This window comes from Pseudomonas sp. CC11G (assembly GCF_056174845.1).
The window spans coordinates 1-21,476 of sequence record NZ_JBWBZC010000038.1; the positions used below are offsets into that span (position 1 = coordinate 1).

The 21,476-nt window shown below is 61.3% G+C and carries 13 protein-coding genes and 1 pseudogene; 7 read left to right on the plus strand and 7 right to left on the minus strand.

Translation table 11 applies throughout. The annotated features are described in order from the left end of the window. Nucleotides 1-105: 105 nt before the first annotated feature. From AC0V2S_RS25880 to folE, 7 genes are all read left to right on the plus strand, one after another. Nucleotides 106-348, plus strand: coding sequence for a limonene-1,2-epoxide hydrolase family protein (locus AC0V2S_RS25880; protein WP_475512217.1), 243 nt, complete (start codon nucleotides 106-108; stop codon nucleotides 346-348). Beyond that, nucleotides 345-1,406 (plus strand): ResA-like WAxxUGC motif-containing protein, encoded by a 1,062-nt coding sequence (locus tag AC0V2S_RS25885; RefSeq protein ID WP_475512218.1) that lies wholly within the window; start codon nucleotides 345-347, stop codon nucleotides 1,404-1,406. The genes AC0V2S_RS25880 and AC0V2S_RS25885 overlap by 4 nt, the downstream gene beginning before the upstream one ends. Nucleotides 1,407-1,534: 128 nt before the next feature. Beyond that, complete coding sequence (locus AC0V2S_RS25890) at nucleotides 1,535-2,887, plus strand: DUF1329 domain-containing protein (RefSeq protein WP_475512219.1); 1,353 nt, start codon at nucleotides 1,535-1,537, stop codon at nucleotides 2,885-2,887. A 220-nt stretch (nucleotides 2,888-3,107) separates the two neighbouring features. Then, nucleotides 3,108-6,662, plus strand: coding sequence for an indolepyruvate ferredoxin oxidoreductase family protein (locus tag AC0V2S_RS25895; protein WP_475512220.1), 3,555 nt, complete (start codon nucleotides 3,108-3,110; stop codon nucleotides 6,660-6,662). 92 nt (nucleotides 6,663-6,754) lie between these two features. Further along, the gene (locus AC0V2S_RS25900; RefSeq protein ID WP_475512221.1) at nucleotides 6,755-7,936 is read left to right on the plus strand and encodes an acetyl-CoA C-acetyltransferase; all 1,182 of its coding nucleotides are present in this window, start codon (nucleotides 6,755-6,757) and stop codon (nucleotides 7,934-7,936) included. Further along, nucleotides 7,936-8,553: a TetR/AcrR family transcriptional regulator gene (locus AC0V2S_RS25905; protein WP_475512222.1), complete on the plus strand. Its 618-nt coding sequence runs from the start codon at nucleotides 7,936-7,938 to the stop codon at nucleotides 8,551-8,553. The genes AC0V2S_RS25900 and AC0V2S_RS25905 overlap by 1 nt, the downstream gene beginning before the upstream one ends. Nucleotides 8,554-8,670: 117 nt before the next feature. Next, nucleotides 8,671-9,228 (plus strand): GTP cyclohydrolase I FolE, encoded by a 558-nt coding sequence (gene folE / locus AC0V2S_RS25910; protein WP_475512223.1) that lies wholly within the window; start codon nucleotides 8,671-8,673, stop codon nucleotides 9,226-9,228. Nucleotides 9,229-9,259: 31 nt separating this feature from the next. Here folE and nahK read toward each other — a convergent pair whose 3' ends face one another. From nahK to AC0V2S_RS25945, 7 genes and pseudogenes are all read right to left on the minus strand, one after another. Continuing rightward, a complete protein-coding gene (gene nahK / locus AC0V2S_RS25915; RefSeq protein WP_475512224.1) occupies nucleotides 9,260-11,899 on the minus strand; it encodes a hybrid sensor histidine kinase/response regulator NahK/ErcS' in 2,640 nt (879 codons plus the stop codon). Further along, nucleotides 11,802-12,992, minus strand: coding sequence for a nitric oxide-sensing protein NosP (gene nosP, locus AC0V2S_RS25920; RefSeq protein WP_475512225.1), 1,191 nt, complete (start codon nucleotides 12,990-12,992; stop codon nucleotides 11,802-11,804). Before nosP ends, nahK begins: the two co-directional genes overlap by 98 nt. A gap of 219 nt (nucleotides 12,993-13,211) precedes the next feature. Next, nucleotides 13,212-14,384, minus strand: coding sequence for a porin (locus tag AC0V2S_RS25925; protein WP_475512226.1), 1,173 nt, complete (start codon nucleotides 14,382-14,384; stop codon nucleotides 13,212-13,214). A gap of 272 nt (nucleotides 14,385-14,656) precedes the next feature. Continuing rightward, nucleotides 14,657-16,342 (minus strand): PAS domain-containing hybrid sensor histidine kinase/response regulator, encoded by a 1,686-nt coding sequence (locus tag AC0V2S_RS25930; RefSeq protein ID WP_475512227.1) that lies wholly within the window; start codon nucleotides 16,340-16,342, stop codon nucleotides 14,657-14,659. Continuing rightward, nucleotides 16,326-17,489: an alcohol dehydrogenase-like regulatory protein ErcA gene (gene ercA / locus AC0V2S_RS25935; protein WP_475512228.1), complete on the minus strand. Its 1,164-nt coding sequence runs from the start codon at nucleotides 17,487-17,489 to the stop codon at nucleotides 16,326-16,328. Before ercA ends, AC0V2S_RS25930 begins: the two co-directional genes overlap by 17 nt. Nucleotides 17,490-17,799: 310 nt before the next feature. After that, complete coding sequence (gene exaC, locus AC0V2S_RS25940) at nucleotides 17,800-19,320, minus strand: acetaldehyde dehydrogenase ExaC (RefSeq protein WP_475512229.1); 1,521 nt, start codon at nucleotides 19,318-19,320, stop codon at nucleotides 17,800-17,802. A 319-nt stretch (nucleotides 19,321-19,639) separates the two neighbouring features. Then, a pseudogene (locus AC0V2S_RS25945) lies at nucleotides 19,640-21,417 on the minus strand (methanol/ethanol family PQQ-dependent dehydrogenase). Nucleotides 21,418-21,476 lie beyond the last annotated feature (59 nt).

The following is a 21,476-nucleotide window of genomic DNA, read 5'->3' on the forward strand; positions in this document are numbered from 1 at the left end:
TACCGAGAACGCCACCTACCAATCGCTGGTACCGAGTGCGCCAGTTCGCCGCGGCCGTGACTTGATTCTTGAAGATCTGTCGCGCCAATTCGGCCGCTACAAAGAATGCGACTGCGAGATTCTGAACATTGCTCCAACGGTCAGGTGGTGTTTACCGAGCGGCGCGATCACGTGACGTTGCTGGATTCAGGCAAGCGCATTTTCTCGTCAGTTAACGCGGTGTTCGAGCTGTCTGCCGACAACCGCATCGAAACCTGGCGCGAGTATTGGGACTCCGGCGATGTGGCGGAACAGCTCGGCCTCACCGGCGAGCAGCTTTACCAGCGTTTACAGGGGACGCCCGCATGATTCTCACTTCATTGACCATCAGCCCGGCAGACTTCGCCGCCCACACCGGCTGGGCCATCAAGCCCCACGGCGCTTGCAAAGACGAGGCATGCGTGCCGCTCCCCGCAGCGGTGAAGACGTCTGATCAACAACTGGACGTACGGGTGCTGGCCGAGCGCCTGGGCATGCCCCTGGTGCAAGACCTGGACAATCCGCTGTGGGCGTTAGGGCCTGAAACCGGGAGCAACGGCCGCGCCCTGGCCAGCGCCCAGGCACCTGAATTGGTGCTGCCGGATGTGCACGGTAACGACTTCCGTCTATCCAGCCTGCTCGGCCAAAAAGTGCTGCTCGTTACGTGGGCCTCGTGGTGCGGCTGCCGTACCGACTTGGGTTTGTGGCAGGACATCCGCGTCCGCCTGCACCCGCTGGGACTTGAAATTGTGACTGTGGCGCTGGATACCGATGGCATCGACGCCGCGCGCCCGTGGATCGAAAAGGCCAAACCCGAGCACCCTTCGCTGATCGATGTCGGCCACAAAGTGGACGAATTATTCGGCGTCGTGAACGTCCCGAACGGCGTGTGGATCGACGAGCGCGGGTTTATAGTGCGCCCCGCCGAACCGGCCTGGCCAGGGCGCACCATGGTGTCCGAGTGGAAAGCAGACGGTCTCAGCGCCCATCAACTGGAAATGCTCGAGCAAGTGCGCAACATCCGCTTCGAAACCGAAGCCTATCTGGACATGCTCGAAGACTGGGTCGCCCACGGCAGCGACAGCCAATATGCCTTGAGCCCGGAGGCGGTCGTTGAGCAGTCACAACCGCGTACCGCCGAAACCGCCAAAGCCGCCGCACATTTCGAATTGGGCCAGCACCTGCATCGCCAGGGCAACCACCCCGGCGCCATCGTTCAATGGCGCGAAGCGCACCGTTTGCAACCGGATAACTGGACCTACAAGCGCCAGGCCTGGGACATCGAAGACCCCGGCACCCAAGGCAAAACCGACGCCTACGACAGCCATTGGCTGGCGGATGTGCGGGCCATTGGCGCCGACAATTACTACCCAAAAATTCGTCGATAGGGCCCCGTTTCGCAGCCCCTCACCGTCACGGCACACCGCCGCGACGCGGGACGCTGCACCTGTAAAAAGCCTTGATCGCGTGAAGCACGCAAGACCCTTCCAACAAAGACAATATCGGGAACTTGTAGATGAAAACGTTGATTGCATTGCTCACCCTTGGCCTGAGCGCTAGTGCTCTGGCCGCTGTCACCCCGCAACAGGCTGCCGAGTTGGGCAAGTCGCTGACCGAGGCCGGCGCCATTGCCGCCGGCAATGCGGACGGCAGCATCCCCCCGCTCGCCGAGCTCACTTCGTTTCCCAGTAATTTTGTGCCCGACAGCGGTAAGTGGGCCGACCCCTACGAGGCAGAAAAACCGCTGTTTCGCATCAACAGCAAAAACCTCAATCAGTACGCCGACAAGCTCAGCGACGGGCAAAAGGCCTTGCTAACCCGCTACCCGGATTACTACTACGACGTCTATCCCAGCCACCGAAACTCGGTACTGCCAGACAACGTGCGCCAAGCCAGTGTGCGCAATGCCAGCCGGTGCACCACACTCCATGACGGGCTGAGCCTGTCGCCCGAATGCCGCGGCGGCGTGCCCTTCCCCATTCCACAGACGGGCCTGGAAGTGATGTGGAACCAGCAGACACGTTATCGCCAGGGCGCCACGGCCACGGCAGTGGCGTCGTCGAGTACCTGGATCATGGACGCCAACGGCAGCCCCACGCTGGCGTCCGAGCAATCCAGCCTTAACGAAAGCCCGTACTACCAATCGGCGGATGACCGCGATCCCGGACTGCTCTGGCGAGGCTTTTCCCTCACCCGCTCCCCCGCCCGCAAAGCCGGTGAAATGACCGGGCTGGCAGACTCGCTGGACCCCACCACCAAACCCCGTTTGGCCTGGAGTTATTCGCCGGGACAGCGGCGCGTAAAACTGGCGCCGGAGTTCAACTACGACACCCCGGTCGCCAGCCTGGGCGGGATCGTGCTGTTCGATGAGCTGTTTCTGTTCACCGGCATGATGGACCGCTTCGACTTCAAGCTGGTGGGCCGTCAGGAGCTGTTTATTCCCTACAACGCCTACAAGCTGTATTTCAACTCCGACCCCACCGGCAAAATGCTCGCACACCATATGAACCCGGCTTATGAGCGCTGGGAACTGCACCGCGTGTGGGTGGTGGAAGCCACGTTAAAAAGCAGCAAGCGCCATGTGAACGCCAAGCGCCGCTACTACTTCGACGAAGACAATTTCGGCTCCGGCATTCAAGAGAGTTGGGACCAGGGCGGCCAGCTGTATCACGTGCAGTTCCTCAACAGCGTTCAGCTCTACGATGCCAAGATTCCCTACAACGTGACCGGCACCATCTACGACTTGCCTAAAGGCATGTACGCGTTGCTCAACGACGTCAGCAAGAGCGGCATAAAAGTGCTACCCAAGCCACTGTCCAACCGTGAAATGAACGCCGAAGCCATCGTGGCCCGCGAGACGCAGCGCTAGCACGGCCAAGGCGTCTGCTCTAAAAGCAGGCGCCTTGATCCGTAGTGAGTGCGCACTCCAGCTGCCGCTGGGGAGCTCGCCCCAGCTATCCGAAAAACCAATATCCGCGCCGCGTTTTTGTGATTTTACGATCCCCCTACCGCCTCCCTAGACTCCGGCCAACAACAAGGCACCGCCGCGCCTGACGGCACCGCCACACAAGAAAGCCTGGAGGATGAACATGAGTGCGTCCCCGTCTCTGGATGACAAGTACGTCCAGCACAGCGGAAAAGTTTTACTCACCGGTATTCAAGCCCTGGTGCGCTTGCCGCTTATGCAGCGCCAACGCGACCTCGCCAATGGGCTGAACACCGCCGGCTTCATCTCCGGCTACCGCGGCTCACCCCTGGGCGGCTTCGACCAGGCGCTGTGGAAAGCCCGCGACTACCTCAAAGAACACCACACCGTGTTCCACCCCGGCATGAACGAAGACCTGGCTGCCACCTCCATCTGGGGTACGCAGCAGGTCAATATCTTTGAAGGCGCCACCTACGACGGCGTGTTCGGCGTGTGGTACGGCAAGGGCCCGGGTGTGGATCGCTGCGGCGATGTGTTCCGCCATGCCAACGCCGCGGGCACGTCGAAGTTCGGTGGTGTGCTGGCTATTGCCGGTGATGACCACGGCGCCCGCTCCTCTTCATTGCCGCACCAGACTGAACATATTTTCAAGGCGGTGATGATGCCAGTCCTCGCGCCGTCCGGCGTGCAGGAGTACCTCGACTACGGCATGCATGGCTGGGCCATGTCGCGCTATTCCGGGTGCTGGGTGGCGTTGAAAGCGGTGGCCGATACCGTGGAAAGCGCGGCCATCGTCGATATCGATATCAACCGCGTGCAACCGATCATTCCGGATATTCAACTGCCTGAAGGCGGCCTGAATATTCGTTGGCCCGACCCACCCCTAGCCCAGGAACAGCGCCTGCTGGAGCACAAGCTGTATGCCGCGCTAGCGTACGCACGGGCTAACCGTATCGACCGCCTCGTGATGGATTCGCCCAAGGCGCGGATTGGCATTATCACGTCGGGCAAGTCGTACCTGGATGTGTGCCAGGCGCTGAAAATTCTCGGCATCGACGACACCCTGGCGCAGCAGATTGGCTTGCGCGTTTACAAGGTGGGCATGGTCTGGCCGCTGGAAGCCGAAGGCGTTCGCCAGTTTGCCGAAGGGTTGGAAGAGATCGTGGTGGTGGAAGAAAAACGCCACATGATCGAGTACCAACTGAAAGAAGAACTCTACAACTGGCGTGAGGATGTGCGCCCGCGCATCGTCGGCAAGTTCGACGACAAGGGTGAATGGAGCCTGCCGCATACCGACTGGTTGCTGCCGGCGATCAATGATCTGACCCCGGCCATGATTGCCCGCGCCCTGGCCAAACGAATTCTGCGTTTGCATCAGAACGGCCCGCTACAGGTGCGCCTGGCGGTGCTTGATGCGCAGCTGGCGAGCAAAGGCCAGTTCAGCAACCTGATGGACCGCGTGCCGCACTATTGCTCCGGCTGCCCGCACAACACGTCGACCAAAGTGCCGGAAGGCAGCCGCGCGCTGGCGGGTATTGGCTGTCACTACATGGCCGCGTGGATCTATCCGCAAACCCAGACGTTCAGCCAGATGGGCGGCGAAGGCGTGGCGTGGATCGGCCAGGCGCCGTTTACCAAAACCCAGCATGTGTTTGCCAACCTGGGTGACGGCACCTACTTCCACTCCGGCATTCTGGCGATTCGCGCGGCCATCGCGGCCAAGGTGCAGATCACCTACAAGATTCTCTACAACGATGCCGTGGCCATGACCGGCGGCCAGCCGGTGGACGGCACCCTGAGCGTCGCGCAGATCAGCCGGCAGTTGGCGGCTGAAGGCGTACAGAAGCTGGTGGTAGTCAGCGACGACGTGGAGAAATACAAAGACGTCCACGACCTGGCTGCCGGCGTGCCGGTGCTGCGTCGCGACAAGATGGATGAAGTGCAGGCCGAACTGCGTGAGTTCAAAGGCGTGTCGGCGATCATTTATGACCAGGTGTGCGCCGCCGAAAAACGTCGGCGTCGCAAGCGTGGCAAGTTCCCCGATCCGGCGCGCCGGGTGGTGATCAACGAAGCGGTATGCGAAGGCTGTGGCGATTGCAGCAGCAAGTCCAACTGCATGTCGGTGACCTCGGTGGAAACCGAGTTCGGCCGCAAGCGTGAGATCGATCAGTCGTCGTGCAACAAAGACTTCACCTGCCTGAATGGCTTCTGCCCAAGCTTTGTCACCGTTGAGGGCGGCAAGCTGCGCAAGCCAAAGGCCTTGGCGGCGAACCCGGATGATGTGTGGGACTTGCCGACGCCAAGCACGGTCGACTTGACCGAGCCGTACAGCATTCTCGTCACCGGCGTGGGCGGCACCGGCGTGGTCACCATCGGTGCCCTGCTGGGCATGGCGGCCTTTATTGAAGGCAAAGGCACGCTGAACCTGGACATGGCCGGCATGGCGCAAAAAGGCGGCGCAGTGTGGTCGCATATCCGCATTGCGGCGCGTCAGGAGCAACTGTTTGCCCCACGTATTGCCGAGGGCGAAGCCGCGCTGCTACTGGGCTGCGACCTGGTGGTGAGTGCCAATACCGAAACCCTGTCCAAGCTGCGCCAAGGCGTGACCCACGCGTTGGTGAACAGCGAAGAAAGCATCACCAGCGCCTTTGTCCGCACCTTTGCCCTGCAGGCCGAGAGCGGTGATTTGCTCAAGCACCCGGACCCGCAATTCCGTAGCCAGAGCATGTCGGCGCAAATCGCCGAAGCCGTGGGCCACGCCCAGGCGGACTTTGTCGACGCCAGCAAGATTGCCACCGCGTTGATGGGCGACTCGATTGCCACCAACACCTTTATGCTCGGCTACGCCTACCAGAAAGGCTGGTTGCCGGTGGGCGAAGCGGCGTTGCTGCAGGCCATCGAGCTGAACGGCACCGCCGTGGCGTTCAACCTCTCGGCCTTCGATTGGGGGCGCCGCTGTGCGGTGGACTTGCAGCGGGTACTGCGCAAGCTGGAAGCCAGCAAAGTGAAGAGCGCCGACCGCGTGCTGTCACAAAGCCTGGAAGAAACCCTGGCACGCCGGGTGACGTTCCTCACTGCCTACCAGAACGCCGCGTATGCACAGCGCTACACCGCGCGGGTCGAGCAATTCATGGCGGCTGAAACCGCCCTGCTCGGCCAGCCCGGCGAGCTGTCGGCTGCCGTCGCCCGTTACTACTTCAAAGTGCTGGCGATCAAAGACGAATACGAAGTGGCGCGGCTGTTCACCAACGGCGAATTCCTGGAAAAAATCCAAGCACAGTTCGAAGGTGATTACAGCCTGCGTTTCCACTTGGCACCGCCGCTGCTCAACGACCAGAAGGCGCCGAAAAAACGCAGCTTCGGCCCGTGGATGCTGCAAGGGTTCAAGCTGCTGGCGAAGTTGAAATTCCTGCGTAACAGCTGGGCCGATCCGTTTGGCTACACCCACGAGCGCAAGGTTGAGCGCAACTGGCAGGCCAACTACGAAAGCATTCTGGACGAGCTGCTGAGCGGGCTGACTGCCGACAAATTGGGCCTGGCCCAGGACCTGGCCGAGTTGCCGGAAAGTGTGCGCGGCTATGGCCCGGTTAAGGACCGCTTCCTCGCCCACGCTGCCGAGCGCCAGGCGCAACTGCTGGAGCAATGGCGTAACGGCGGCAAGAGCCAGTTCCGCGACGCCAGCCAGGTTGGCGGCAAGATCGCTGTGACTCAACTTTAAAACAAGTTTCCTGCCACTTGGCGGGGCGCGGCCACTCGGAAAGGTGCCGCGCCTTTTTATTAAAAGCTGGTTATTCAAAGCTGGAGAACGCTATGCAAGACGTCGTTATCGTTGCCGCCACCCGTACGGCCATCGGCAGCTTCCAGGGCAGCCTGGCCAACACCAGCGCAGTGGAACTGGGCAGCGTGGTAATTCGCGCGCTGCTGGCCAAGGCTGGTATCGACGCGGGGCTGGTCGACGAGGTGATTCTGGGCCAAGTGCTTACTGCTGGATGCGGGCAAAACCCGGCACGTCAGGCTGCGCTCAATGCCGGCCTGCCCCACAGCGTGGCAGCCATGACCATCAACAAACTGTGCGGCTCCGGGTTGAAAACCGTCAGTCTGGCGGCGCAGGCGATTCGCTGCGGCGATGCCGAGGTGGTGATTGCCGGCGGCATGGAGAACATGAGCCTGGCGCCCTACACCCTGGCCAAAGCCCGCACCGGCCTGCGCATGGGCCACGCGGAACTTGCCGACTCGCTGCTGCAAGACGGCCTGCTAGATGCGTTCAATGACTACCACATGGGCATCACCGCCGAGAACCTGGTGGACTGCTACAGCCTGACCCGCGAACAGCAGGACGCCTATGCGCTGCGCTCGCAGCAACTGGCCAGCGCCGCAATCGAGGCCGGGCGCTTTGCCGATGAAATCACCCCGGTGGCAATTCCCCAGCGCAAGGGTGAGCCGCTGTTGTTCGCTGTCGATGAACAGCCCCGCGCGCAGACCACCGCCGATAGCCTGGCCAAGCTCAAGCCGGCCTTCAAGAAAGACGGCAGCGTCACCGCCGGCAATGCCTCGGCCATCAACGACGGCGCCGCGGCCGTGCTGCTGATGAGCGCCAGCAAGGCCAAGGAATTGGGGGTGCCGGTGTTGGCGACGATAAAGGCGTATGCCAGTGCTGGGGTAGACCCGGCGATCATGGGTATCGGCCCGGTGTCGGCCAGCAAGAAGTGCCTGGAAAAAGCCGTGTGGACGCTGGATGAACTCGACCTGATCGAAGCCAACGAAGCCTTTGCGGCGCAGTCGCTTTCGGTCGGTAAAGAGCTGGGCTGGAACGTCGACAAGGTTAACGTGAACGGCGGCGCCATTGCCTTGGGCCACCCAATTGGCGCGTCAGGCTGCCGGGTGTTGGTGACGTTGCTGCACGAAATGCTCAAGCGCGATGCCAAGAAAGGCCTGGCGACCTTGTGCATTGGCGGTGGCCTGGGTGTGGCCCTGGCCGTGGAACGCGCCTGATGGCCGGCCGCCACGCATTGACCCTGGTACAGCCGCGCTGGAGTGAAGCAGCCAATGCCGATATCGGCACCCGCCATCTGCTGCGCCAGGTAGCCCTGGAGCTGTTTGCCGAGCAAGGCTTTCACGGCATAAGCCTGCGTCAGCTGGCGGCGGCCATGCATATGCAGGCGGGGTCGCTGTACAACCATATCGAGAGCAAGCAGGCGCTGCTTTTCGAGCTGATTGAAGAGCATGAAAGTGATTTGCTGGAGCTGCTGCACACCGAGGTGCCGCTGCACGTTGACGGGCTTATGCAACTGGAAACGTATGTGCGCATGCACCTGCAATTCAACAGCCTGCACAGCCAGCGCCATGCCCTCGCCCGCCTGGAATTTCGTGGGCTGAATTACGAGCAGCAGGAATGCATCGAGCGCTTACGTAACGTGCAAGTGCTGCAGTTGGAAAAAATTCTGCAGCGCTGTGCCCTCCCCGCCAGCGAGTGCGGGCCGATCGCGCAAGGGATGGTCGCCATGCTCGATGGCGTGGTGGCCGGTTATCCCAATGGCGGACGGCCGCCGCTGGAGCACCTGGCGACGTTGTTTAGCCGCATGGTGTTAAGCGGTTTGTCGCCGAGTTAGTTGTTTCCAGGAATCGAGGCTGAAGCCTCTCCCACAATGGATAGAGTACCCCTGTGGGAGAGGCTTCAGCCTCGAGCTTTTGATCTTCGCTTTTCCCCACAACAAAAAGGTCGACCTATGAACGACGAATTGCAAAACCACTACCACGCCATTCTCCAAGGCGTCGGCGAAAACCCTGAACGCGAAGGCCTGCTCGACACGCCCAAACGCGCCGCCAAGGCCATGCAGTTCCTCTGCCATGGCTACCAGCAAACGCTCGATGAAATCGTCAACGGCGCGCTGTTCGAGTCGGATAACGATGAGATGGTGATCGTGCGCGATATCGAGCTGTATTCGCTGTGTGAGCACCACCTACTGCCGTTTATTGGCAAAGCCCATGTGGCCTATATGCCGACGGGCAAGGTGCTGGGGCTCTCCAAGGTGGCGCGCATTGTCGATATGTTTGCCCGGCGTTTGCAGATTCAGGAAAACCTCACCCGGCAGATCGCCGAAGCGATTGCCGAGGTCACCCATGCCGCCGGCGTGGCGGTGGTGATCGAGGCCACGCATATGTGCATGATGATGCGCGGCGTGCAGAAGCAGAATTCGCAGATGTGCACCTCAGTGATGCTCGGGGCGTTTCGCGAGTCGCAAAACACCCGCCAGGAGTTTTTGCAGCTGATCCGCGGGCGCTAGCTTGGTGCCGGGGTCAGTAGTGACCCCGCCACTATGCGCCGTTGAGCAAATGGCTCATGGCGGCCTTGAGTTTCATCGGCCGCACGGGCTTGTGCATCAACGTATGGCCCAGCTCGCGCATATGCAGTTTCAGTTCGTTGCTGTAGTTGGCAGTAATCATCAACGCAGGGAGCGCCGTGCTCCGCTTGGCGTTGATGCTGGCGACGGCGTCGACGCCGTTGTGGCCGTTGTCCAAGTGGTAATCGGCGATCAGCAGGTCCGCATCGGCATGGAAGTTTCCCACCTGACGCGCCAGGTCGTCTTCGCTCAACGCGGTCACCACCTGGCAGCCCCAGCCTTCCAGCAACGTGCGCATGCCGGCGCAAATGGCCGCGTCATTGTCGAGCACCCACACCCTGGAGCCGTGCAGGCGCTCCAGCAGGTGCTCCGAGTGGTCCACAGGTTCGGCAATCGCGGCGGGCGCGCGACTGGCGCGGGGCACCTCGATTGAAAACAACGAGCCTTTGCCAAGCGTCGACGCCACACGAATGCGGTGGCCGAGCATTTGTGCAATTTTGTCGACTATCGCCAGGCCTAAGCCCAGACCGCGATCCTGGTTATGGCGCTGTACGTCACCGCGCTTGAACTCCTGGAAAATCTCTTCGAGCTTGTCGCTGGCGATGCCCATGCCGGTGTCCCAGACTTCGATCACCAGGCTCTGCCGCTTGCGCCGACAGCCCAGCAAAACGCGGCCCTGCGGGGTGTAACGAATGGCATTGCTGAGCAAGTTGCGCAGAATCCGCGCCAACAACTGAATGTCGGTACGCACCAGCGCCGAGCACGGCACGAAGTCTAACTGCAGCCCTTCAACCGCAGCGATCTGGTGGTATTCCAATGCCAGGTTGTCGAGCAATTCAGCCACTGCAAAGGGGGCGATATCAGGCTTGATCACGCCGGCATCCAGCTTGGAAATATCCACCAGCGTGCCCAGCAGGTTTTCCACGTCTTCGAGAGAGTTGCTGATGTTGCGCACCAACGCCTGCCCGGTGGGCTCCACCCGCTCTAGCAGTGCGCTGGTGAACAGACGTGCCGCGTTTAACGGCTGCAGCAAATCGTGACTGACAGCCGCCAGAAATTTGGTTTTCGACAGGTTGGCTTGCTCCGCTTCGCAGGTGGCCTCACGCAGGCGCAGTTCAACCTGGCTGCGCTCGTCTATTTCCAGCTGTAGCTGGCCATTGAGGCGGGTGAGCTCCGAGGTGCGTTCACGCACGCGCAGCTCCAGATTCTGGTAGGCCTGGTGCAGGGCTTCGGCGGTGCGGCGGCGTTCACTGATGTCGCGGATCAGCACAAAAATGCCGACCACTTCGCCGCTGGCCTGTCGGTTAGGCACATAAGAGCGCAGCATGCAGCGCTCCTGACCGCTGCGGTTGGTTTCCACCACTTCGAAGGTGACACTTTCGCCATTCAACGCGCGCTCGGTGTAGGGCGCCAGGTTGCGAAAATGCTCGTCGTTGTGCACCTCGCGCATGTTCTGCCCGAGCATGCCGCCGCGCGGCCAGTGGTACCACTCCTCGTACACTTTGTTGGTGAACTCATATACCAGGTCGGCGCTCAGGTAGGCGATCAGTGCCGGCACATGGTCGGTGATCAGGCGCACCCAGCGCTCGCTTTCGCTGATGGCTTCGGCGTGGCGATAGCGCTCGGTGATATCCGTGAAGGTGTTGACGAAGCCGCCGGCCGGCATGGGGTGGGTGCGAACTTCCAAAACCCTGCCGTCGAACAGACGCTGCTCCATTTGCTGCATACGCCGGCCGTTCAGGTCGAGCGTCTGGGGCGTGAGAAGACCCAGTTCACTGTCTTCCATCACTTCAATAAACGCCCGGTGCGCTTCGATGGGGGCCAGTCCGCACAGCTCGAGAAAGCGGTGATTCCACAGTTCCAGAACGCCGTCGGCGTTGACCATGGCCACGCCTTGAGACAGGTTATCCACGGCCCGTTGCAACAACCGTGACTTCTGCGCCAGCGCTTGCTCGCGGCGCATGGTTTCGCTGATTTTCACCTCGGTGATATCGGTGTACAGAATCACCAGCCCGCCTTCACGGGTGGGCCGTTCGCTCACCTGCATCCAGCGGCCTTCGTGGCGGTACAGGGAGTGGTCATCGCCGCTGCGGCTGTGCTCTTCAACGATCAGCCCGGTGCTTTCGGCCAGCCGCTTGATTTCCGCCAGCCGCGTGCCACTGCCAATGCGTGCGCGGCTGCGGGTCCAGAAGGATTTGAAGCGACTGTTGAACAGCACAATGCGCATGTCTTTGTCGAACAGCACAAACCCGTCGGAGATGCTTTCGATGGCGTCGATCAAGTGCTGGTGGGCGGTTTCAGCTCGCAGACGGGCGTCGCTCAGCAGTTGGTTGCTGGCCTTGAGTTCGGCCATGGCCTGGTTCAGTGCATCGGTGCGCTCACGCACCTGCTCGGCCAGTACCACCGAGTGCTGGAAGGCGGCATAGGAATCGTCGCGGCGCGAGGCGCTCGATTCCACACGCTCGATCAGCGCCGTATTAATGCGCTGCAATTTGCGCTTGTCTTCGCGCAGCGCCTCAAGCTCCAGGCGCAGGCTCGCCAGTTCCTCGTTCGGCACGGCCTGCGCGGCGGCCAATGGCAACTCCGGTAAAGGTTTGGTTGATATGCATGCCATTGAACTGCTCCCCGTAGGAGTTGAAGCCAATTACCCGGTTTTCCTGATACAGCTGGGAGGTTTGCGCCACCTCGTCGGTGCGTTCCACTTCCAGGCGCCTTAGAAAACAGTCGCAACCGATGGTCAGCAACGGTGGACCGAGGCGGTCGTGTAACCGCGTGAACAGGCCTTGCAGGTTGGGCGTGAGTGGGCCGGGCGTCATGGCGGTCAGCACGATCCCGTTCTCCACCGCGCAGTAGAAACTCAGACTGAGGTCGTCGTTTACCTGCTGAATGGAGCGTACGTAGTAGTGCTCGTTGATACGCACTGCCAGCGGGTGAGCGGCAAACAGCCTCACATCCAGCGCGGCCAGCGGTACGCCGATCAGCCGTGCGTATTCGGCAGCAGCGGGTTCGGCATTCAGTTCCAGCACGCGGCGGCTGGGGCTGTCGGCTTGGGTGACGACCAGCTTCTCGCTACTCGGCACCACGTGGTGGGTGCTGAACACTTCGAAATCCAGTTGGGTGTTCACCAGCACCACCACCGCCGCGCCCGCATGAAAGGCGCCGCCGTAGTACACATACGTGCGGCTCAGATGCAGGTCATCGCCCGCCGAGCCGCCAAAATGGGGAATGCTGCCCAGTGCAGCGCTGAGGGCCGCGAGCACCACCTCTTCGCGGCTGGACAACCCGTCAAGCAGGGTCAGGGCAAAGCAGTGATCTTTGATCGGCGCCAGGGCGTTGTTCCGGCAATCGCTGACCAGCCGTTCCACCAGTTGCTGGGCGTCAATGAGGCTGAACCGCTCCATCTCATCAATTAGCGCGCTGGCAATGGAAAAGCTGCGGTGGTCAAACCCCACGGCAGTGACACAGTTGCGCCCATAGCCCAGCGGGGTGATTTCACCGGCGCTGGTACAGCCCACCAGACCGATGCCACCGAAGTATTGCGCGAGGGTCGGGCCGAGCGCTTCCAGATCGTATTGCGCCGAGCAGAAAAACAGCACAAACCCCAGGTGCGGGTGAATCAACTGACGCGCCAGTTCCTGCGCCACCTGTTCAGGCTCGGTAGCGGTGGACATGGCCATGACCACGCCGTCGGTTGATTCTTGCTGCATGCAGGTACCCGGTTGAAGTGACGCCAATGCGGGTCATGGTACGGAGCCTGTCTTGCCGACCGAATCCTACTCTGGTCGCGACCGGCCTATCCGAAAGTAGCGGAAGGGGTTGGGCGTCAGCTAGATCGACTGTGGCAGGAGTGACGGCTGAAACTCCGCCAACAGGGAGATGCAATCCCTGCGGGCGGGGCTTGAGCCGCAATGCGTTTAACGGTTGTTTTACCAGGTCAACGACGCGCCGATTGCCAGCGTATCGGTGTCTTCCAGCCGGCCAACACCGTCCTTGCCGTCGATTTCAAACTGGTTGTATTCGGCAATCAGCCGCAAGTTGGCGTTGATGTCGCGGGTGTAGGCGATGGCACGGGTTTCGTAGTCGGCTTTCACGCCCAGCCCGTTGCCGTCGTCTTCGGTTTTGCCGTACGACAGCGCGATGCGGTTCTTGCCAAAGCGGTAAGAGCCCTGCAGCAGGTAGCCGCTGCTGTCCATGTTGCGCAGCGAGGCTTCGCCGAAGTTGTTGGTGAAGAACGGGTTGATGCCTTTGGCGGTAAAGCCGGAACCGACCAGCGTGAAATCGGCGATCTTGGCTTGCACGCCGTAACCCAGCCCTTTGGAGGTGACGTCGCTCACGGTGTCGTCGGTGTTCTCGGAGGTCTGGTAGGCACCGTTGATCCACGAGTAGATCTTCGAGCCGCCCAGGTCGAACTCGTAACTCACTTCACTCTCGAAGCGCGGGTTGTCCTGATAGGCCTTGCCGGTCGGGCTGTCGTCGTTGGTGTCGACCGGGTCCATGATGCCGGCGGCAATGCGCAGACCGTCCATCACCGGGGTACGGTAGGTGATCTGCGAGGTGGGAAACGGGTACGGGTAGCCGCTACCGATGTTGCCAAACGACACCCCGCCGCCGTCGACCAGGCCCAAGGTATCGCTCACCTGGCCGTAACCGCCCAGCAATTCGTCGAGCAATATGTTGGAGCGGGCAAACAGGCCGAAGTCTTTACCAATCAGCACCTGCCCCCACTCCCCGTCCACTGTGCCGTAGAACTGGCGGACGTCGATGGCGGTGTCGGTGCCGTTGGTTTCGCTGTCGTTGATGGTGACCCAGAACGAGGAACGCGCACCGAGCTTGAGGTCCTCGACTTGCTTGGTCATGTTGAAGCCAATCCAGTTAGGCAGAAAGCCCATTTTTACCCGCGCCTGGTCGCGGTCGTATTGGTCGCCGGGGCGGTCGATATCGCTGTTCACATAGAACGCGTTGACGTAGCCGTCGGCGGAAAACGTGGTGTCGTCCTTGTCGTAGAGCATGATCTCGGCCAAGGCTGGCTGGGCAATGCCCACGGCCAGGGCCAGGGACAGCAATGGGCGAACAGCGATGTTGTTTTTGTTGTGGCGCATGGCGGGCTCCGCGGTGTGAGCGACTGAGGATGCAGTCGTGGCGAAGCGATTATGGGAAGCCGCCAGGACCCGCCCTATCGGGCTTTGGCGTTGATTTTCCGGTGCTTTCGCGGCGGTGCGGTGGCGCACTGATTACGACGCAAGCCGGGTGGGCTTGGGTCGGGGCGGCTTTGGTCGAAGGGCTTTGGTGGCACATAGGCACACCGCGCCTGTAGCACCAAATGAGGGGGTACTTTGGGCGCAGCGCGGGGGCAGTGGGAGCGAAGGTGGGACTAATGCAGGAGCTGGCTCAATACCGCGCGCAGCTTGCCGGGTTTGACCGGTTTGTTCAGCAGCGGCGCTCCCAGTGCCTGCAAGTCCTGGCGGCAGCGGTTGCTGCGGTCGGCGGTGATCATGACAGCGGGAATGTCACGGCCGAATTGTTCACGCAGCGCCTGCACCACCTGGCAACCGGTCACGCCATGGTCGAGGTGGAAGTCGGCAAGGATCAGCTCCGGAGCCTTGCCTTGCAGCACCTGCATGGCAGCCGCCTGGTTGGTAGCGGTCAGCACCTCGCAACCCCATTGGCCAAGTAAGGCCGCCATGCTGTCCAGAATGCTCACTTCGTTATCCAGTACCAGCAGGCGGCGGCCGGGCAACGGGTTGCCTATGACCGGCTGCACAGGCGTCGCCAACGCCTTGGCTGGCATATGCATGGACAACGGTACTTCAATGCTGAATACCGAACCGCGCCCTGGCCGCGAGCGCACGTGCACGGCGTAGCCAAGAATGGTCGCGATGCGCTCGACAATCGCCAGGCCCAGCCCTACCCCTTTGCGATCGGCGGCGCGGCCAACATCCAGTTGGTTGAATTCGAGAAAGATCGTCGACAGCTGATCCGCGGCAATCCCCCGCCCGCTGTCCCACACCTCAAGAAGCAAGCTGCCACCGCGCCGCCGCGCGCCGACCAGGACGCCGCCCTGGGTGGTGTAGCGACAGGCGTTGCTGAGGAAATTGCGCAGGATGCGAGTGAGCAGGCGCAGGTCGGTGTGAATCGCATACTGGGGGATGCGCGCCCGCAGGGTGAGGCCGGCGGCGGCGGCAACGGACTGAAATTCCGAGGCCAGGGGCGCCAGCAGTTCGTCCAGGCGGTAGACGTCGACATCGGGTTTGATTGCCGCCTGGTCGAGTTTGGAAATATCCAGCAGGTCGGTGAGCAGGTCTTCGGCCCCTTCGAGGGCCTGATGCGTACGCTCCACCAGCAGGCTTTCAGACGCCGGCAAGTGCCGCTCGCGCAGGGTGGAGACCAACAAGCGAGCCGCGTTCAGCGGTTGCAGCAGGTCATGGCTCGCGGCAGCCAGGTATTTGTCTTTGCTCAGGTTGGCAGCCTGGGCCACATCACGCGCTTCGCGCAGTTGCTGGTTGAGCGTTTCCAGTTGTTCGGTGCGGCTGGCCACCCGTTGTTCCAGCTCATCATTTAGCGCCTGCAAGCGCTGCTGTGCCTGGATGCGTTCGGTGATATCGGCGACAAAGCCTTCCACCAGTCCTTCTTCATCGGGCTTGAGAAGCAGGTTCATCAGCACATCCACATGGCTGCCATCTTTGCGCCGCAACTGAGTGATATAGCCGAACAGACCGCCATCTACCTGGAGTCGGTCGCGAATATGCAATAACTCCGGCTCGCCGCCGATAAACAAGTGGTTTGCCATATCGGTCAGCGACCACAACACATGTTGGGGGTCGTCGTAGCCGAGCATGCGCGCCAAAGCCGGGTTGGCCGCGCGCAGGCCTTCGTGCAGGCTGGCCTGGAAGATGCCGTGCACCGCGTGTTCGAACAACCATTTATAGCGGTTACGCTCGGTTTCCAGTTCCTCCAGGCGCGTCAGCAGTTCCGGGTAATGGCTTTTGCGCACCGACTGGCTACCCAGGCCGAGCAACCCGGCCAGGGCTTTTTGCTGTTCCTCAGAGGGCCTCGCCATACACAACCTCGACATCGCGCTGGCTCGACTCGCGCGGGTTGGTAAGGATGCACGGGTCGCCCATGGCGTGGTGGGACAGGAACGGAATATCCGACATCACCACCCCGTGCAGCCCCAGGGTTTCGCGGAAACCTACCGCGTGTTTCAGGGCAATCAGGTGCTCCACCAGACGCTGGCGAATCTGGTTGTGGTTCAGACCCCGGCAGTCAATGCCAAAGGTTTCGGCAATCACCTTGAAACGCTCCGGCGCGGCGCTGTAGTTGAACGCCACCACGTGCTCCACCAAGACCGCATTGCACAGACCATGAGGCAAGTCGAGAAAGCCGCCCAGGCTATGGGACATGGCATGCACCGCCCCCAGAATGGCGTTCGAAAACGCGAGCCCGGCCTGCATGCTGCCCAGCATGATTTTCTCGCGCAGGGCAATGTCCTGCGGGTTGGCGATCATCTGCACCAGATTGCCGTTAATAAGGCGCATGGCTTCCAGCGCGTGCGGGTCGGTGAGCGGGCCATGACCGGTAGACACAAACGCTTCAATGGCATGCACCAGTGCATCGATGCCGGTACAGGCTGACAGAAACGGGTCCATGCTCGCCGTGGTTTCCGGGTCGATAAGCGATACGTCAGGCACCACCGCCTTGCTGACAATGGAGAACTTCATGCGCTCTTGCTGGTTGGAGATGATCACGAACTGCGAGACATCCGCCGAGGTGCCAGCGGTGGTGGGAATGAGGATCAGCGGCGGGCTGGGCACGCGAATGGTGTCCACGCCCTCGAACTCCAGAATGCTGCGCCCGTGCGCCACGACAATGCCGATTCCCTTGGCGCAATCCATCGGGCTGCCGCCGCCCACGGCAACAATCACGTTGCAGTTGTTCTCGCGGTAAACCTCGGCGCCACGCATCACCTCCTCTACGCGGGGGTTGGGCGATACGTCCGTATACAGGCAGTAGGGGATATGTTGCGCCTGCAGACTGGCCTCGATATCGGCCACCCAGCCCGCGGCGAGCACGCCGGGGTCGGACACCACCAATACCTTGCGTGCACCAAAATTGGCGGCAAAGTTGCCGACGTGGTGGCGACAGCCCGCACCGAAGACAATTTCCGGGGAAACGAATTTACGCAAAAGACTGAGATCGTGGCTCATCAAGGGGCCTGGCATTTTTTTGTTATGAGTGTGAGAAGCCTACTGGATTGATGGGGTATTGCAATGCGACCTTGGCCAAATGCCGGGCATAAAAAAACGCGGCCAAGGCCGCGTTGCGATACAGGTGAATCAACCCTCGGAGCGGGCGGTTGTTGCGCGACTACCGTATCGGAAAAGTACGTCGATTTAGTGCGCCAACGCAGATCGTAGGAGCCAGCTTGCTGGCGAACCCTGCAAACTTCGTTCGCGAATACCTTTTCCAGGATTCGCGACCAAGGTCGGTCCTACGGGGAGCGGGGTTTCAACAGACTCAGAAGAACCCCAACGGATTAATGTCATAGCTGATCAGCAGGTTCTTGGTCTGCTGGTAATGGTCGAGCATCATCTTGTGCGTCTCGCGCCCAACGCCGGACTTCTTGTAGCCACCAAACGCGGCATGCGCCGGATACAGGTGGTAGCAATTGGTCCACACGCGACCCGCTTTAATCGCGCGGCCCATGCGGTAGGCGCGGTTGATGTCGCGGGTCCACAGGCCGGCACCCAGGCCGAACTCGGTGTCGTTGGCAATCGCCAGCGCTTCGGCTTCGTCTTTGAAGGTGGTGATGCCGACCACCGGGCCAAAGATTTCTTCCTGGAACACACGCATTTTGTTGTGGCCTTTGAGCAGGGTCGGCTGGATGTAGTACCCGCCACCCAGGCTACCGGCCAGTTGCTCGACCTTGCCGCCGGCGAGCAGCTCGGCGCCTTCGCCCTGGGCGATGTCGAGGTAGGAGAGAATCTTGTCGAACTGCTGCTCGGAAGCCTGCGCGCCGACCATGGTTTCGGTGTCCAGCGGGTCGCCGCGCTTGATGGTGGCGACCTTCTTCATCACGTGCACCATGAACTCGTCGTAGATCGACTCCTGCACCAGCGCACGCGATGGACAGGTGCACACTTCGCCCTGGTTGAAGAACGCCAGCACCAGGCCTTCAGCGGCTTTTTCGATAAAGCTCGGCTCGGCTTGCATGATGTCTTCGAAGAACACGTTCGGCGATTTGCCGCCCAGTTCCACGGTGCTCGGAATGATGTTCTCGGCGGCACATTTCATGATGTGCGAACCCACAGGGGTGGAGCCGGTAAAGGCGATTTTGGCGATGCGCTTGCTGGTGGCCAGCGCCTCCCCTGCTTCCTTGCCGAAACCCTGCACGATGTTGAACACGCCCGGTGGCAGCAAGTCGCCGATCAGTTCGGCAAATACGGTGATCGACAGCGGAGTTTGCTCGGCCGGTTTAAGTACCACGCAGTTACCGGCGGCCAGGGCCGGGGCGAGTTTCCAGGCGGCCATCAGCAGCGGGAAGTTCCACGGGATGATCTGCCCGACCACGCCCAGTGGCTCGTGGAAGTGGTAGGCGGCGGTGTGTTCGTTGATCTCGGCGGCGCTGCCTTCCTGGGCGCGGATGCAGCCGGCGAAGTAGCGGAAGTGGTCGGCGGCCAGCGGTACGTCGGCGTTCAGGGTTTCACGCACGGCCTTGCCGTTGTCCCAGGTTTCGGTAACGGCCAGCACTTCAAGATTGGCTTCGATGCGGTCGGCGATTTTCAGCAGAATCAGCGCGCGGTCCTGCACCGAGGTTTTACCCCAGGCATCGGCCACGGCGTGGGCGGCGTCCAAGGCTTTATCGATGTCTTCGGCACTGGAGCGTGGGAATTCGGCGATCACCTGGCCGTTGACCGGCGAGGTGTTGGTGAAATATTGGCCTTTGACCGGCGCGACAAACTCGCCACCGATGTAATTGCCGTAACGCGGCTTGAAGGAAACGACGGCGCCAGCGGTGCCTGGTTGTGCATAGATCATGGCATGGCCTCTCTTGTCGGTGCCTGCCCTGGGCTCAGAGCAGATCATGGGTCGATCTTAGGCACGTGCTAGAGCGGTCGGAATGCGCCGATGGCATGGGCGGGTTAGTCATTTGGTAGTAGATGGCGGGGCTTCGGGCCCTGTGTACTCCTGCAAGATTCTGGGTCCTAGCCTTTACTGGGACGACGGGGGATTGGGCAAAAACCTCCGTCATCCCAGCGCATGCTGGGATCCAGAGTCTGAGATCCCTCCATAAATCCATCAGCAACCCATAAATCAAAAAGCCCGGCATAAGCCGGGCTTTTCGCTCACATCACCATCAGTGCTTCGCCACCAACTCCTTCGGCAACTTGAACGTCCAGATCATCCCGCCCTGATCAAGATCCTTGATCCGCTTGGCCACCTCGCCGCCCCACAGCGGCACTGCACCGCCCCAGCCGGAGAGCACGGTCACGTATTGCTCGCCGTCCATTTCCCAGGTAACCGGGGATGCGATCACGCCCGAGCCGGTGTTGAACTGGTAGAGCTTCTCGCCGGTCTTGGCGTCGAAGGCCATCAGATAACCTTCCGGGTTGCCGGTAAATACCAGGTTGCCTTTGGTGGCCAGTACACCGCCCCACAGCGGCGCGTAGTTTTTATAGCGCCACACTTCCTTGCCGGTTTTCGGGTCGATGGCGCGCAGCACGCCGATATAGTCTTCGTTCAGCGGCTTGATGGTGAAGCCGGCGCCCAGGTAGGCGGCCCCTTTCTTGTAGGTCACGCCTTCGTTCCACATGTCCATGCCCCACTCGTTGGACGGCACGTAGAACAGGCCGGTGTCCTGGCTGTAGGCCATGGGCATCCAGTTCTTGCCACCGAGGAAAGACGGCGCCACGAATACCGACGTGCCTTTTTTCTCGGCGCCTGGCTCGCCTGGGCGGTGGGCGTCGTCGTAGATCGGCCGGCCGTCTTTGTCCAGGCCTTTGGCCCAGGTGATCTTGTCTACGAACGGGAAGCCACGGATAAATTTGCCGTTGGTGCGATCCAGCACGTAGAAGAAGCCGTTACGGTCGGCAGTGGCTGCCGCCTTGATGGTTTTGCCGCCGTCCTGGTAGTCGAACGACACCAGTTCGTTCACGCCGTCAAAGTCCCAGCCGTCGTGCGGGGTGGTCTGGAAGTGCCACTTGATGGAGCCGTCTTCCGGGTTCAGCGCCAGGCGCGAGGAGGAGAACAGGTTGTCGCCGGGGCGCAGGTGCGAGTTCCACGGCGACGGGTTACCGGTGCCGAACAGCAGCGAATCGGTGGTCGGGTCGTAGAAGCCGCCCAGCCATGGGGCCGCGCCGCCGGTTTTCCACAGGTCGCCCGGCCAGGTTTTGCCAGGGGCGCCGCCAGAAATACCGCTTTCAATGGCTTTGCCGTCTTTGTATACGTAGCCCATGTTCCCTTCCACGGTGGGGCGGGTCCACAGCAGCTCGCCGTTGCTCGGGTCGTAGGCTTCGATTTTGCCAACCACGCCGAACTCACCGCCGGCCACGCCGGTGATCAGCTTGCCTTTGGCAATCAGCGGTGCGGCGGAGATGGAGTAACCGGCCTTGTAGTCGGCCACGGTTTTCTTCCACACCACCTTGCCGGTGTCTTTGTTCAGGGCCACGAGCTTGGCGTCGAGGGTGCCGAAAATCACCAGGTCGCCGTACAGGGCTACACCGCGGTTGATCACGTCGCAGCACGGCATGATGCCGTCGGGCAGACGGGCGTCGTATTGCCAGAGTTTTTACCGGTGCGCGCATCGGCGGCAAACACCCGCGAGTAGGAGGCGGTGACGTACATCACGCCGTCTTTGATCATCGGTTGCGCTTGCTGACCGCGCTGCTTCTCACCGCCAAACGACAGCGCCCAGACCGGCCGCAGTTCCTTGACGTTGCTGGTGTTGAGGGTGTCCAGGGTGCTGTAGCGCTGGCCGGCCTGGTTAAGGCCGTTGACCACGATCTGGTCGTTGCGCTTGCCACTGTCGCTGATGTCCTGATCCGTCACGCCGGCGAATGCCGACAGGCTGGCCAGGGTGACAGCCATGCACATGGTGGTGCGAAGGAAAGGCTGGGTGAGACCGGTGAGCTTCATTGCGTCTACCTCTGCGGGCTTGTTGTTGTCATTCGGGAAAATTTCCCGATGTGGCGCAG

Excerpts from the sequence above, each read along its gene's own strand:
- exaC (WP_475512229.1), bottom strand. The coding sequence starts at position 19,320 with ATGATCTATGCACAACCAGGCACCGCTGGCGCCGTCGTTTCCTTCAAG.
- ercA (WP_475512228.1), bottom strand. The coding sequence starts at position 17,489 with ATGAGCCACGATCTCAGTCTTTTGCGTAAATTCGTTTCCCCGGAAATT.
- AC0V2S_RS25925 (WP_475512226.1), bottom strand. The coding sequence starts at position 14,384 with ATGCGCCACAACAAAAACAACATCGCTGTTCGCCCATTGCTGTCCCTG.
- nosP (WP_475512225.1), bottom strand. The coding sequence starts at position 12,992 with ATGCAGCAAGAATCAACCGACGGCGTGGTCATGGCCATGTCCACCGCT.
- AC0V2S_RS25930 (WP_475512227.1), bottom strand. The coding sequence starts at position 16,342 with ATGGCGAGGCCCTCTGAGGAACAGCAAAAAGCCCTGGCCGGGTTGCTC.
- AC0V2S_RS25895 (WP_475512220.1), top strand. The coding sequence starts at position 3,108 with ATGAGTGCGTCCCCGTCTCTGGATGACAAGTACGTCCAGCACAGCGGA.
- AC0V2S_RS25900 (WP_475512221.1), top strand. The coding sequence starts at position 6,755 with ATGCAAGACGTCGTTATCGTTGCCGCCACCCGTACGGCCATCGGCAGC.
- folE (WP_475512223.1), top strand. The coding sequence starts at position 8,671 with ATGAACGACGAATTGCAAAACCACTACCACGCCATTCTCCAAGGCGTC.
- AC0V2S_RS25890 (WP_475512219.1), top strand. The coding sequence starts at position 1,535 with ATGAAAACGTTGATTGCATTGCTCACCCTTGGCCTGAGCGCTAGTGCT.
- nahK (WP_475512224.1), bottom strand. The coding sequence starts at position 11,899 with ATGGCATGCATATCAACCAAACCTTTACCGGAGTTGCCATTGGCCGCC.
- AC0V2S_RS25880 (WP_475512217.1), top strand. The coding sequence starts at position 106 with ATGCGACTGCGAGATTCTGAACATTGCTCCAACGGTCAGGTGGTGTTT.
- AC0V2S_RS25885 (WP_475512218.1), top strand. The coding sequence starts at position 345 with ATGATTCTCACTTCATTGACCATCAGCCCGGCAGACTTCGCCGCCCAC.
- AC0V2S_RS25905 (WP_475512222.1), top strand. The coding sequence starts at position 7,936 with ATGGCCGGCCGCCACGCATTGACCCTGGTACAGCCGCGCTGGAGTGAA.